Genomic DNA, 15,744 nt, shown 5'->3' on the forward strand with positions numbered 1-15,744 from the left:
GAATTATTCTTATTCTAAATAAAAAATCTATTTTTTTTATGATTTATTATTAGTCCAATTAAATTCCGAGCTATTCCTTTTTATCATTTCACTATTCGCCATATTATCCGCCTGATCAATTTCTATTGGCTTATTTCTTCATGCATTACTCAACTTATTTTCATCTGTGTTTATGTTTCAAACCCATTTGAATTAATGCGTGTCGATTATACCGGTAACAAATCAGGAATATTATAATGGCCACCATTTTTAAAGGCATAGGGCGTTACTTAGGCAATGACTTTCCTAAGAAAGCCATTGCCTATGCGCAAATAGTTTTACAAATATTAATAAGTACACTTCCGCTGTATTCGGTGAGTTTTAGTACTCAGGCGAACAGTGATATGCCGAAAAAAGCAGTGCTTTTTAAGCAACTTCATACGCTCACCCCAACCGACACACTTGAGTCAGTTGCAGCAAGCTATGGCTTATCTGTCGATGAGCTTTGGGCGTTAAATATCAATTTATATAACAATCGCAGTGCGTTTGATGCAGTCAAATACGGTGCGGTTGTTTATGTTCCAAATCAGGAAGAAGAGCAACGGGCTACCCAGCAAGCCTCTTTGGTTGCCTCTCATTTATCCCAGGTCGGGAATTCGTTAAGCAGTGAGAACCGCGTCGATGCATTCTCTCGTTTAGCCAAGGGGATGTTGTTATCTTCCACGGCGAAAACGGTCGAGGAGTGGTTAAGCCATATCGGTCAGGCTCAGATTAAATTGCAGGTTGACGATAAGAATGATTTCAATGGTTCTGAAATGGACTTATTTATCCCTCTTGATGACCAACCTGAGAAGCTTGCCTTCAGCCAGTTTGGTTTTCGTCGTATTGATCAACGCAATATTATGAATATTGGGTTGGGGCAACGCCATTATGTGTCTGATTGGATGTTCGGCTATAACATTTTCTTGGATCAGCAAATATCCGGTAATGCTCATCGGCGGGTAGGATTTGGCGGTGAATTAGCGCGGGATTACGTTAAGCTCTCAGCCAATAGTTATCATCGTTTGGGTGGATGGAAGCATTCCGCTAAAGTTGAAGATTATGACGAACGTGCGGCTAATGGTTATGACATTCGCACTGAAGCCTACTTACCTTTCTACCCGCAGCTAGGCGGGAAGTTGATGTATGAGAAATATTTCGGTGATGAAGTCGCCTTGTTTGGCATTAACGAACGGCAGAAAAACCCATCGGCGTTAACGGCTGGCGTGAGCTATACCCCGATCCCATTAGTGAGCTTAGGGCTTGATCATACTATTGGTAATAGTGGGAAAAATAAAACCGGTTTGAATTTAGGTGTTAATTACGAAATTAATACTCCGTGGCATAAGCAGATAGATCCCGCAGCGGTACAAGCGACGCGGACTCTGGCGGGTAGCCGCATGGATTTGGTCGATCGTAATAACAACATTGTGCTGGAATACCGTAAGCAGCAGGTAGTGACATTAAATCTACCTGACAATATTAGCGGGAAAGAAGCACAAATATTGCCGATAAATTATACCTTTAATGCCCGTCATGGCTTGGATCGAATCGAGTGGGATGCTGCCGATGTGATTCTGGCTGGTGGGCAGGTGAGCGATTTAGGTAATTTGGCCTATCATGTCGCTTTGCCGCCGTATATTGATGGTGCGGCGAATGCTTATGTATTAAGTGGGCGTGCGGTTGATAAAAAAGGCAATTACTCCACTTCCAGTTCAACTAATCTTTACGTTACTGGCGTAAATATTAATATTATCAATAGTATCTCCTCATTAACCCCCGCTACGTTGCCAGCCAATACGACCAGCCGTTCTACACTTCGGTTGGCTTTAAAAACCGATGCAGGTAAACCGGTCAGTGGTGCTGCAGGCAACATCACTTTTGCGGTGCGCAACGTCACAGGCAATATTCCTAAAATCAGACGTTCTGCTCCTTCGCCAATGCCAATGCCAATGCCAGTGCCAATGCCAGTGCCAATGTCAGTGCCAGCGCCAGCGCCAGTGCCAGTGCCAGTGCCAGCGGTAGCGATAAGCGATGTACAGGAAATACAGACCGGTGTTTATGAAGCCTCGCTGACCAGCAGTAGTGCGGTTGGCAGCTTTGCCATTACGCCAACGGTGCGTGGGGTTCAGTTGAATCCGATCATTCTGACCCAGACTGCCGATAAAACTACGGCAACCATTCCTGGCAGCTCATCTATTACTCTCTCCACGCCAACAATTACTGCCAATGCTACCGATAAAACCAAACTTGAAGTGTTGGTGACTGACGCATTGGGTCATCCGGTGGCTGGCGTTGAAGTTAAGTGGGCAAGTGATTTAAATTCGCCTGGTCTTGAATTCGTTACCAGTATCACTAACGCACAGGGTATTGCAGAAAATGCCTTCAGTTCCACCGTGACCGGCACGGCCAATGTTACTGTGCAGGTAGGTACTGCGGCCCCAGTGAGTGCGGGAGCGATAGAGATAAAGCCAGATAACAGCACCATAACGGTGAAACCCAGCGACTTTACTGTCACGACCACCACCGCTCAGGTGGTCGCCAATGGTAAAGATACAACCATTTATAAACTGAAGGTGACAGACAAGCAGGGTAATGTCGTTCCTGGCGCAGCTGTGGAGTGGTCGAGCAATATCGGCTCCTTTGTTCAGGGCAATACCACTACCACCACCGACGCTAATGGGGAAACCTTTATTGAGTTCGTGAGCACCAAGGCAGAAACGGCCAACGTCACGGCGACTGTCGGTGGCAAACCTTATAATGCAGGCAAGGTAGTCTTTGTTGCTGATCGTCAAAGCGGCAAGATTACATTACTGCCTGTGAGCAAAAACAGTGCTGCGGCTAATGGCACAGATAGTATTACCCTCAATGCCAAAATTATCGATGCCAACGGCAACCCGATTAAAAATGAAGAGATTATATGGGGGGCAGGCAACCATAAGGTGACGTTTAGCCCTGCAACGGGAAAAACTCAAACTAACGATTTGGGTGAGTCGCAAATTACCCTTACCAGCACAGATGTGGGTGATATCACCATTAATGCGCAGGTAGCTAAAGGTGATTTGGCGCTTAATCAGGCAACTGAAAAGCTGAGTTTCACCGCGGATGCCGTGACGGCCAAAATCTCTGACTGGTTAGCACCGACTAACACCAAACAGGTTGCTGATGGTCAGGTACAGGTCACTTACAAAGTCGTGGTAAAAGACAGCAACGGTCATATTGTGGCCAATAGTCCGGTTCTTTGGGAAACCAGTCTGGGTGAATTTACTCCGGCGCAGGCTACCACCGTAATGACCACGACTAACAGTCAGGGTGAAGCGACTATAGATCTTGTCAGTATTAAGGCGGGTTCTGCCACAGTTAAAGCATCTGTTAATGGGATCCCAAGTACATCACCTGACAAGGCTGAGTTTATCGCTAACAGCAGTACCGCAAAAATTACCTTAGCGCCAATGGCTCAGCGTAATTTCGTGGCTAATGATAAAGACAAGGTGACTTATAGCGTTACGGTAGTTGATGCCAAAGGCAACCCAGTAATAGCTGAAAATATTACCTGGAAAGATGAGAACGGCCACCCGGTCAGTATTGATCATCCAACGAGTAAGACGGATAACAGCGGTAAGTCAACGGTCAATATCACTTCCGTGATAGCGGGCACGGCAAAAATCAGCGCGACACTTGCCAATGCTGACAAGGCTATTGCGCAACCAATTAGCTTTAATGCGGACCGCCAAACTGCGAAGATCGAGAGCGTGGTTGTAGCGGGTAACAGCAAGCCTGCACCTGATGGCTCTAGTTCCCTCAGTTATGTGACGACAGTTAAAGATGCCTATGGCAATCCGGTCAGCGGGATAAACCTAAATTGGGGTAGCAATATCAATAATGTTGCCAACCCATCAACCACCACCAATGCCAACGGCGTGAGTACACAAACTATCACCGGTACTCAGGCGGGTAAGGTTGAAGTTTCCGTAGAACTGGACGTCGGCAATAATGCAGCAATGCCGGTAAAAAGCACTAATCAGGCGGAGTTTGTCGCGGTAACACCAGTGCTATCCAACGCGGATTTGTTGTTACAACCTAATATGATCATTGCTGATGGTAAGCAAAGCACCATGCTGAAATTCACACTGCGTGATGCCAACCATAACCCGGTTTCGGGTCTGGCATCGCAGATTGAGGTCACTCAGTCAGTAGCAAATCATGTGACCATTGGCACTATCACTGAATCAGCGGTGAAAGGGATTTATCAAGCCACTATCACCGGAACCAAAGAAGGTGCTGTGGATTTAACTGCCAAAAATGTGGTCAACAAAGTGGAAGTGAGTAAAACGCAGACGCTAACCTTACAGGCGGATAATAAGACCGCCACACTGAAAAATGTCACATCGAATATTAATATAGCCAAAGCTGACGGCAAGGAACGTATTACTTATACCGCCACCGTGGTAGATGCTCAGGGTAACCCGAGCCTGGCGGATGTTTCGGTGGGTTGGCGAACCAGTCTGGGTGAGTTGGTGGCTATCACCAAAACTAATGCATCTGGCGTGGCAACTGTCACCCTGACCAGTAAACAAGCCGGTAGTGCGACGGTGACCGCTATTGTTAGCAGCACCAGTCAGATGGACGCAGCACCAGTGACCTTTACCGCCGGTGGCATTGCGATAGCACAATCATCCGTGAGTGTCTCGGCTGCGAATCTGGTGGCTAGTAGCGTTACCACCACCACACTGACAGTTAAGGTCAATGATGCCAATGGCAACCCATTAACTGGTCAAAGCGGGAAAATTAGCGCCAATGCACTCGGTTTACCGGGAGTATCGGTTAGTCAATTTACTGAAGTGGCGAATGGCGTCTATAGCGCAACTATTAGCGGGACTAAAGCCGGTGCGGGCGAAATTGTCACTACGCTTGATGGTCAGGTATTACCTAAGCAGAAGCTGAAAGTGATTGCTGATGTGCGCACTGCCAAGATTGCTGAAGTAAAACCGTTGCAATCCGGGTCTGTTGCGGTGGGTGATAAAGTCACTTATCAGGCGGTCATCAAAGATGCTCACGATAACCTGCTGGGTGCAGCTATTCCAGTGCATTGGTCAGTCAATAGCGACACCATAATTACTGGCAACTTTATTAGCCTAACTAACAGTGCTGGCGTGGCAGAAGTTGAAATCAGCCGTGATTTGGCAGGTGATGCTCTGGTTACAGCTGCGGTTGGTAATCACAGTTCGCAGGCCAGCGCGGTTAAATTTACCAGTGGTGGGGTGGATATCAGTGCCTCTACCGTGGCGTTACTGACGCAACAAATAACCGCCAATGGGCTAGATATTGCCACCGTTCAGGTCGATATTGCAGACAGCAAAGGTAACCCGTTACCTAATCTGGCAAGCCAGATAACCACCTCACCAAAGCATGGCGAAAATGGTCTGGAAATCGAAACCAAAGCTAACTCGTCGGGCGGCTATTTGGTGACGATTAAAGGCACTCAGGCCGGTAAATATCCTGTCACTGTCTCTGTTGCGGGCAAGCCTTTGCCGAATACAGTCAATGTAGAATTGGTGGGTGATACGCGGACGGCTAAACTAGCTGAGGTTAAGCCAAACAAAACGACCTTTAAAGCCGATAATGCGGATAAAGTGACTTATACCGCCAGGGTGGTTGATGGTAATGGTAATCTGCTGGACAACTTCCCGGTTGCCTGGCGTTTGGCGCAGGGCGAAGGTCAGTATCAGGGCCTGAGCTACACCAATAAGAACGGTGAAGCAGAAACCAAATTGAGTGCCAGTCGTTTAGGTCAATATAAAATGGAGGCGCAGGTTCGCACACTGATTGTGGCTGCACCAGATGTAGGCACCATTGCGGGTGATGTCGATCCAAGCCAATCTGATCTTGTATTGGATGTGGCGAAAATTGATGCCAGTGGCAACACTAAAGCCAAGCTAACCGCCACGCTGAAAGACAAATTTGGCAACTTACTGGTAGGCCAGAAGGTTGATGTTAAAGATAGTCATAGTCTGAAAAACCTAAAATTCGCCAACCCAATGACGGATAATGGTGATGGAACTTACAGCACTGTAGTCACCTCAACCGCCAAGGGGAATACCAAATTTATTGCCAGCATTAACGGCATAAGTTTGACTCAGCAACCACAACTGCTGGTGGGGAATATTATGCCGCAGTTAGGCTTTGCTAACCAAAATGTCCCAGTGACCTATACCAGTAAGAAATTGTCAGCCCAAAAGCTGAACACCGCATTACCCAATGGGTTAAAGCCTCACTGGAGTAGTAGTGATCCGGATGTGGCGAAAGTTAATACATCTACCGGTGAAATTGAATTGCTCAAAGCCGGTGTAGTGAATATTTCAGCGGTAACACTGGCGGATGCAACCTATGCTATGGGGACGGCCAGTTATCAGCTTGAAGTTGAGCGGGCTGATCCTAAACTGAAATTCCAGCAGCCGATACAAAATAAGGAGTGGGGTACAACAATTGCTGCATATCAACCCGTTGCAGATAATGCTGATGCAGATATTGCTAAATTAACCTTAAATTGGGCAATTGATAATAGTGCAGTTGCGACAATTGATTCCGGTAAAGGTGAGATCACCACCAAGAAACCGGATTCCACTCTGGTTACGGTGAAATCTGCGCAAGATGATCGTTTCAAGGCTGGCACTGCCACTTATGCGCTGGTTGTTGAGAAGAAATCATTCCCGATTAATTTTAACAGGTCTACGGTTCAATCAAAAATTACGGATAATGTTTCACTGCAATTACCAAATGGCGCTTCAATCCCTAGCATAGTGTGGTCATCTTCAGATAATAATGTCCTGACGGTGAATCAGAGCGGAAGCAAATTAAGCGTACAAAACCCAGGGCGAGTAGAGCTAACCGCTCAAGTGGCGGGAGATGACTATTATCTGGCGAGTAGCAATAGTTATGTGCAGGAGATTTATGGCAAGCCTGAAATAAAGCTATCTGCTATAAAACCGATGAGTAAAGGTACTATTTCTCCCAATGAACGCTCGTGGAAACCAGTTTTTGTTGGTGATAATTTAGTTATCGATTGGTCTTCTCTATATACAGATAAGTACAGACTTCCAGAAACTGTCACTGTTGAATTAATAGATGAAAACACCGGTGCTAATTTGGTAGCAGAGATGATTAAAAATACATTTAATCTACAATCAACAACTATTAAATATAAATCCGGCTGGGTGGGTAAAAAAGTTAAAGTCAAGATTAAATCCTCTGGTTATCAAGGTATTAATGGGGTTGTTGTTGATTCTCAACCTATTGATATAGGGCGGTTGCAGCCGGTAGATATATGGAGTTCAGCTAAACTTAATCGTAGTTTTAATTTGATTACTACCTCTTCAGGCCTGAACGATACAACATGTCGAACAACTTGGGCGGGGAGAGAACATCATGCCAATCTAAAATGGGAAATTTCGATTAAACTAGATAATGAGTTATTGGAACCTATGGAATTAACTTATAACTTAGGGGCAAAACAGCTCATTAAAGATTCATTTAAGACAAATTATCTTCAACGGCAGAATGAGTTCGGTAAAGATTCTAATGCGTCTCTAAAACAGCAATGCTGGAATACTCATGATGGAACTCCGGCAAATGAAATTATTATTAATCATGCAGGTAATATTACTCGCTACGATATGTATGGCTTCTCTTGGTTTGGCGGAGGGAAAGGTGAGCGTGAATGGAAATCTCATGATATTAAGTAAGTAGTAGCGTATGCATAGTAATAAGCAGAGAAATTTTCCCTGCTTATTACATAACTACTCAATCAGGCTCACAGTAAAATGTGGGCCTGATTTTTTTGAAAATATTAGTTTATTGCGCCGCTAATTCATTCGCCGCTATCAGGATTTCACTCTTTGGTTGCGATTTTTCAGGATATAACCGACAGCCAATAGCACTAACCAGGCAGGAATCAACAGCACCGAAATCTGAATACCCGGCGTCAGATACATAATCACCAAAATACCGCTCAGAAACAGCAAGCATAAATAGTTACTAAACGGATACCAGAAGGCTTTGAATTGCGGGATAACGCCCTGACGGTTTTTCGCCGCACGGAATTTAAGGTGTGCCAGGCTAATCATCGCCCAGTTGATCACCAGTGCGGATACCACTAATGCCATCAGCAACTCAAAAGCACGGCCCGGAATCAAATAGTTAATCAGCACGCAGAAAGCGGTGGCGAAGGCGGAAACCGCAATAGCAATCACCGGAACCCCGCGACCATCGACTTTCAACAGCATTTTCGGGCCATTACCTTGCTTGGCTAAACCGAACAGCATACGGCTGTTACAGTACACACAACTGTTGTAGACCGATAATGCTGCGGTCAATACCACGACGTTCAACACAGTTGCCACCACATTGCTGTTCAATGCATGGAAGATCAGTACAAACGGGCTGCCGCCTTCGACGACTTTTCCCCACGGGTAAAGTGACAATAAAATTGCCAGAGAACCAATATAGAACAACAGGATACGATAGATAACCTGATTAGTCGCTTTCGGGATGCTCTTGGCTGGGTCTTCTGCTTCTGCTGCGGTGATGCCGACTAACTCAAGCCCACCGAAGGAGAACATAATCACCGCCATTGCCATCACTAACCCCATGATGCCATTGGGGAAGAAGCCGCCCTGCGCCCATAAGTTGGTGACAGTAGCTTCCGGGCCACCCTGGCCGCTCAGTAATAACCAGCCGCCAAATAAAATCATGGCAATAATGGCGACCACTTTAATGATGGCAAACCAGAACTCCATCTCGCCATATACTTTTACATTCGCCAGATTGATGGCATTAATCGCGAGGAAGAATACTGCGGCAGAGACCCAGGTTGGGATCTCCGGCCACCAATATTGTACGTAGATACCGACAGCGGTGAGTTCTGCCATCGCGACTAACACGTACAGTACCCAGTAGTTCCAGCCGGAAGCAAAACCAGCAAAATTGCCCCAGTATTTATAAGCAAAGTGACTAAACGAACCTGCCACCGGCTCCTCAACCACCATTTCACCTAACTGGCGCATAATCAGAAACGCGATAAAACCGCCAATCGCGTACCCCAGTAACACTGAAGGCCCCGCCATTTGAATGGTCTGCGCGATACCGAGAAATAGCCCGGTACCAATAGCACCACCTAAGGCAATAAGCTGAATGTGGCGGTTTTTAAGCCCCCGCTTTAGCTCCGCACCTTCCTGTTGAATACTCATTATTGCATCCTCTGTCGTTGTCACTATTCACCGGCAAAATGGTTGCCGCGTGCTATGCGTAAGATTTTGATTACATTATTTGTATTATTTTGTTTACGGGTGCTTTTTTCAGAATTTACTCTACTGGCTACCCTTTAAAAGAGAATAGTGGTAGGTGAAAATTATTGCATCTGCTTTTTATTCTATTCGATGAATTTTTCAGCAAAATGCGAATAAAAATGTTGGTGGATGATCAAGCTGTTGTTTGCAGGAAAAGCAGGAATCGACCTTTTTTGCGCAAAAAGTCATCAGTTGGCCATTTTTATAATGGTCATACCAGTTATTAGAAAAAGGAAAGAGAAAATACAGACATTTCTTGAATGTGATTGAATTTAAATTCACATAAATAGGATTTAAATTCATAAATAAAATAACTATAACGCTTCAGCTTGCCTAAATATCCGTTTCATAAAAGTTAAAACTCTCAGATGGCAGGTAATGGTATTACCAACGCGACGTTATCACTTTGCATCGCGCTGTCAGTAAAATTGTTAAAATGTGCTGGGTTTCATGATTTCGGTCAAGGTCCGTATGGACAGGTAGTGAATACTTTGTTACTTTATCGTCACGTTTTTGAAATTGGTATTACCAATTGACTCCGCACCACTCGCAGAGACGATTCACTCAATACGGCTTACAACAAATTATGGCCTACAACAAAATACGCCAACCCAAATTATCAGATGTTATCGAGCAGCAGCTTGAATACCTGATTTTGGAAGGGACGCTACGCCCAGGTGAGAAATTACTGCCTGAGCGCGAGTTGGCGAAGCAATTTGATGTTTCCCGACCTTCTCTGCGAGAAGCAATCCAGCGCCTGGAAGCCAAGGGGCTGTTATTGCGCCGCCAGGGTGGTGGCACTTTCGTGCAAACCAATCTGTGGCAAAGCTTTAGCGATCCGCTGGCTGAACTGCTGGCCGACCATCCAGAATCACAATTCGACTTGTTAGAAACCCGTCATGCCCTTGAAGGTGTCGCTGCCTATTATGCTGCACTGCGTGGTACTGATGAAGATCTGCAACGTATTCGTGAATGCCATACTGTTATTCAGCAAGCACAAGACAGCGGCGATTTGGATGCCGAGGCTGATGCTGTTATGCAGTATCAAGTGGCGGTCACCGAGGCGGCACATAATGTGGTGTTACTACATTTACTGCGCTGCATGGGGCCAATGTTGGAACAAAACGTAAAACAAAACTTTGAATTGCTTTACTCGCGCCGCGAAATGCTGGCAACGGTAAGCAGTCACCGCGCCGGGATTTTTGAGGCGATTGTGGCACGCGAGCCAGAAAAAGCCCGTGAAGCCTCACACCGTCACTTGGCGTTTATTGAGGAAATCCTGTTGGATCTCAGTCGGGAGCACAGTCGCCGTGAGCGATCTTTGCGTCGGCTCCAACAGCGCAAGGATTAGAAACGAATCATTTGGGTTGCGCCTTAGCAAGACCTCAATAACTCGTTGATACCCTTCTTACTTGAAGCTACAGGGTTGTTAGCTACGTGAACTCACCTGAATCACTGACTTGAGTCAGCTCATCGGGGTTCATTCTCTGGCCGCCGTGCTGTAACTCCAATTTCTTTGGGTAGTAGTTCTCATTTGAGAATGATTAGCGGCAACTAAACTGATGGGCCTATCTTCCGGTGTTTTCACCAGGGCACGTGCTTTAGCCTGGGGTTAAAGCACAGGAAGATAGGCTCCAAATAAACCATTAGAAACAGATAAGGAATACCACCATGTCAGAACGTTTAAATAATGACGTGGATCCGATCGAAACCCGCGACTGGCTACAGGCGATCGAATCGGTCATCCGTGAAGAGGGTGTTGAGCGTGCTCAGTATCTGATTGATCAGGTTTTGGGCGAAGCCCGTAAAGGTGGTGTGAGTGTTGCTGCTGGTTCTGCCAGCCGTGATTACATCAATACTATCCCGGTAGAAGAAGAACCTGCTTACCCTGGCAATCTGGAACTTGAACGTCGTATCCGCAGCGCAATCCGCTGGAATGCCGTGATGACCGTGTTGCGGGCATCGAAGAAAGATCTGGATTTGGGCGGCCACATGGCATCCTTCCAATCTTCCGCGACCTTCTACGAGGTTTGCTTCAACCACTTCTTCCGTGCGCGTAACCAAAAAGACGGCGGCGATCTGGTTTACTTCCAGGGCCACATCTCTCCGGGCGTTTACGCACGTGCCTTCCTTGAAGGCCGCCTGACTCAGGAACAGATGGATAACTTCCGTCAGGAAGTTGACGGTAAAGGTTTGTCTTCTTACCCGCACCCGAAACTGATGCCTGAATTCTGGCAGTTCCCGACTGTATCTATGGGCCTTGGCCCAATCAGTGCAATCTATCAGGCCAAGTTCCTGAAATACCTGTCTCACCGTGGTCTGAAAGACACTTCAGCACAGACCGTATACGCCTTCCTGGGCGACGGCGAGATGGATGAGCCAGAATCCAAAGGTGCGATCACCATCGCCACCCGTGAAAAACTGGATAACCTGGTCTTCGTTATCAACTGTAACTTGCAGCGCCTTGATGGCCCGGTTACTGGTAACGGCAAAATCATTAATGAGCTGGAAGGCATCTTCAGTGGTGCTGGCTGGCAGGTTCTGAAAGTGATTTGGGGTGGTCGTTGGGATGAACTGCTGCGTAAAGATACCAGCGGTAAACTGATCCAACTGATGAACGAAACACTGGATGGCGACTACCAAACCTTCAAATCCAAAGACGGCGCTTATGTGCGCGAACACTTCTTTGGCCGTTTCCCAGAAACTGCTGCATTAGTGAAAGACATGAGCGACGACGAGATCTGGTCTCTGAACCGTGGCGGTCATGATCCGAAGAAAGTCTTTGCTGCACTGAAAAAAGCACAAGAAACCACTGGCAAACCAACTGTTATCCTGGCCCACACCATTAAAGGTTACGGCATGGGCGAAACAGCTGAAGGTAAAAACATCGCCCACCAGGTGAAGAAAATGAACATGGAAGGGGTTCACCACTTCCGCGATCGTTTCAACGTACCTGTTGCCGATGCTGATATCGAAAAACTGCCATACATTACCTTCGAGAAAGATTCCGAAGAGTACAAATATCTGCACGAACGTCGTCAGGCGCTGGAAGGCTATGTGCCAACCCGTATGCCTAAGTTCACTGAAAAGCTGGAAATGCCAGCATTGTCAGATTTCAGCTCCTTGCTGGAAGAGCAGAACAAAGAAATTTCTACCACTATCGCCTTCGTACGTGCGCTGAACGTGATGTTGAAGAACAAGTCTATCAAAGACCGTATTGTTCCAATCATCGCCGACGAAGCGCGTACCTTCGGTATGGAAGGTCTGTTCCGTCAGATTGGTATTTACAGCCCGAATGGTCAGCAGTACACCCCGCAAGACCGTGAACAGGTTGCTTACTACAAAGAAGACGAAAAAGGCCAGATCCTGCAAGAAGGGATCAACGAACTGGGTGCTGCGTCTTCCTGGCTGGCTGCTGCGACGTCATACAGCACCAACGATCTGCCAATGATCCCGTTCTATATCTACTACTCCATGTTCGGTTTCCAACGTATTGGCGATCTGTGCTGGGCAGCGGGTGACCAACAGGCACGCGGCTTCTTGATCGGCGGTACTTCAGGTCGTACCACACTGAACGGCGAAGGTCTGCAACACGAAGATGGTCACAGCCACATTCAGTCACTGACTATCCCTAACTGTATCTCTTACGATCCAGCTTATGCGTATGAAGTTGCTGTCATCATGCATGATGGCCTGGTGCGTATGTACGGTGACGCGCAAGAAAACATCTACTACTACCTGACCACGCTGAACGAAAACTACCATATGCCAGCCATGCCGCAGGGCGCAGAAGAGGGTATCCGTAAAGGTATCTACAAGCTGGAAACTCTGGAAGGTAAGAACGGTAAAGTACAGTTGCTGGGTTCCGGTTCGATCCTGCGTCATGTGCGTGAAGCTGCGCAGATCCTGGCTAACGACTACGGCGTAGGTTCTGACACCTACAGCGTAACTTCCTTCACCGAACTGGCGCGTGATGGTCAGGACTGTGAGCGTTGGAACATGTTGCACCCAACTGAAACCCCACGTGTGCCATACATCGCTCAGGTGATGAATGAAGCACCAGCGGTAGCGTCTACCGACTACATGAAACTGTTTGCCGAGCAGGTTCGTACTTTCGTACCAGCCAGCGATTATCGCGTACTGGGTACTGACGGCTTCGGTCGTTCAGACAGCCGCGAAAACCTGCGTCACCACTTCGAAGTTGATGCTTCTTACGTGGTGGTTGCTGCTCTGGGTGAACTGGCTAAACGCGGTGAAATTGAAGCTTCTGTGGTTGCTGATGCGATTAAGAAATTCAACATCAACCCAGAAAAAGTTAACCCGCGTCTGGCTTAAGAGGTACTGAATAATGTCTATCGAAATCAAAGTACCGGACATCGGTGCAGATGAAGTTGAAGTCACCGAAATTATGGTGAAAGTGGGTGATACCGTTGAAGCTGAGCAATCACTTATCACTGTTGAAGGTGATAAGGCTTCCATGGAAGTCCCTTCACCACAGGCGGGTGTCGTTAAAGAAATCAAAATCGCGGTTGGCGATACGGTTGCGACCGGCAAACTGATGATGATCTTCGAAGCAACAGGTGCCGCTGCGGCACCTGCTCAAGCGGAAGAGAAATCAGCGGCCCCTGCTCCGGCAGCGGCTCCTGCGGCATCGGCTGTCAAAAATGTTGAAGTACCAGACATCGGTGGTGATGAAGTTGAAGTCACTGAAGTGATGGTCAAAGTGGGCGACACTGTTGCCGCTGAACAATCTCTTATCACGGTAGAGGGCGATAAAGCTTCTATGGAAGTGCCTGCGCCATTCGCCGGTACGGTTAAAGAGATCAAAATCAGCACTGGCGATAAAGTCAGCACTGGCTCCCTGATTATGGTATTTGAAGTGGCAGGTGCTGCGGCACCAGCAGCGGCAACTGAGTCAGCTCCGGCGGCTCCTGCTGCACCGGCGGCCTCTGCTGCCAAAAATGTTGAAGTACCAGACATCGGTGGTGATGAAGTTGAAGTCACAGAAGTGATGGTGAAAGTGGGCGATAAAGTTGCCGCTGAACAATCACTGATTACCGTTGAAGGTGACAAGGCTTCAATGGAAGTGCCGGCACCATTCGCGGGTATCGTGAAAGAGATCAAAATCAGCACCGGCGACAAAGTGAAAACCGGCTCTCTGATTATGGTGTTTGAAGTGGAAGGCGCGGCACCTGCTGCTGCACCAGCCCAGCAAGCCGCTCCTGCTGCTGCACCGGCCAAAGCCGCTGCTGCATCGGCACCTGCTGCCAGCAAAGGTGAGTTCGCTGAGAATGATGCTTACGTGCATGCAACGCCGGTTATCCGTCGTCTGGCCCGTGAGTTTGGCGTGAATCTGGCGAAAGTGAAAGGTACTGGTCGTAAAGGCCGTATCCTGCGCGAAGACGTTCAGGCTTACGTGAAAGATGCGGTTAAACGCGCTGAAGCGGCACCAGCGGCTGCCACCGGTGGTGGTCTGCCAGGCATGCTGCCTTGGCCGAAAGTTGATTTCAGCAAGTTCGGCGAAATCGAAGAAGTGGAATTGGGTCGTATCCAGAAAATCTCTGGTGCTAACCTGAGCCGCAACTGGGTCATGATCCCACATGTAACTCACTTCGACAAAACCGATATCACTGATCTGGAAGCGTTCCGTAAGCAGCAGAACGACGAAGCTGCCAAGCGTAAGCTGGACGTGAAGTTCACCCCGGTGGTGTTCATCATGAAAGCTGTTGCTGCTGCTCTTGAGCAGATGCCACGTTTCAACAGCTCACTGTCCGAAGATGGTCAGAAGCTGACGCTGAAAAAGTACATCAACATCGGTGTCGCGGTAGATACGCCAAATGGTCTGGTCGTTCCGGTATTCAAGGATGTGAACAAGAAAAGCATCACTGAATTGTCCCGTGAACTGATGGCTATCTCCAAGAAAGCTCGTGATGGTAAGCTGACCGCTGGCGAAATGCAGGGCGGTTGCTTCACTATCTCCAGCCTGGGTGGTATCGGGACAACTCACTTCGCGCCGATTGTTAACGCGCCGGAAGTGGCTATCCTCGGTGTCTCCAAGTCTGCGATAGAGCCTGTCTGGAACGGTAAAGAGTTCCAGCCGCGTCTGATGATGCCGATGTCGCTCTCCTTCGACCACCGTGTGATTGACGGTGCTGATGGTGCGCGCTTTATCACTATCATCAACAATATGCTGGCCGACATTCGCCGTCTGGTGATGTAATCGTCAAGGCCGGCTTAGCGCCGGCCTTGTTACTATTACAGACAGACAAAAGACAGTTATGAACCGGCTTTGTCGGCTCGTTACATAAGTCGACAAGGTTGTTGAGACACTCGTCACGCGATGCGGCTTTTCAGTTTATTAACAATTCTGTAAACTGCCGCG

The 15,744-nt window shown here is 47.6% G+C and carries 5 protein-coding genes; 4 read left to right on the forward strand and 1 reads right to left on the reverse strand.

What is annotated here, in order from left to right; genetic code table 11:
- The first annotated feature begins 236 nt into the window (after positions 1-236).
- A complete protein-coding gene (locus tag HU019_RS10065; RefSeq protein ID WP_174848715.1) occupies positions 237-7,760 on the forward strand; it encodes an Ig-like domain-containing protein in 7,524 nt (2,507 codons plus the stop codon).
- Between the two features lie 138 nt (positions 7,761-7,898).
- On the opposite strand, the gene HU019_RS10070 is transcribed toward HU019_RS10065, so the two are convergent.
- Positions 7,899-9,263 carry an amino acid permease gene (locus HU019_RS10070; RefSeq protein ID WP_174848713.1) on the reverse strand — a complete coding sequence of 455 codons (1,365 nt, stop codon included), beginning with the start codon at positions 9,261-9,263 and terminating at the stop codon, positions 7,899-7,901.
- A gap of 685 nt (positions 9,264-9,948) precedes the next feature.
- Between HU019_RS10070 and pdhR the strand changes: the two genes are divergently transcribed.
- From pdhR to aceF, 3 genes are all read left to right on the forward strand, one after another.
- The gene (pdhR, locus tag HU019_RS10075) at positions 9,949-10,713 is read left to right on the forward strand and encodes a pyruvate dehydrogenase complex transcriptional repressor PdhR (RefSeq protein ID WP_004389026.1); all 765 of its coding nucleotides are present in this window, start codon (positions 9,949-9,951) and stop codon (positions 10,711-10,713) included.
- Between the two features lie 320 nt (positions 10,714-11,033).
- Positions 11,034-13,697, forward strand: coding sequence for a pyruvate dehydrogenase (acetyl-transferring), homodimeric type (aceE, locus tag HU019_RS10080; protein WP_005156812.1), 2,664 nt, complete (start codon positions 11,034-11,036; stop codon positions 13,695-13,697).
- Positions 13,698-13,710: 13 nt separating this feature from the next.
- Positions 13,711-15,582: a pyruvate dehydrogenase complex dihydrolipoyllysine-residue acetyltransferase gene (gene aceF / locus HU019_RS10085; protein WP_174848712.1), complete on the forward strand. Its 1,872-nt coding sequence runs from the start codon at positions 13,711-13,713 to the stop codon at positions 15,580-15,582.
- The last annotated feature ends 162 nt before the right edge of the window (positions 15,583-15,744 follow it).

This window comes from Yersinia artesiana (assembly GCF_902726545.1).
Taxonomy (GTDB): domain Bacteria; phylum Pseudomonadota; class Gammaproteobacteria; order Enterobacterales; family Enterobacteriaceae; genus Yersinia; species Yersinia artesiana.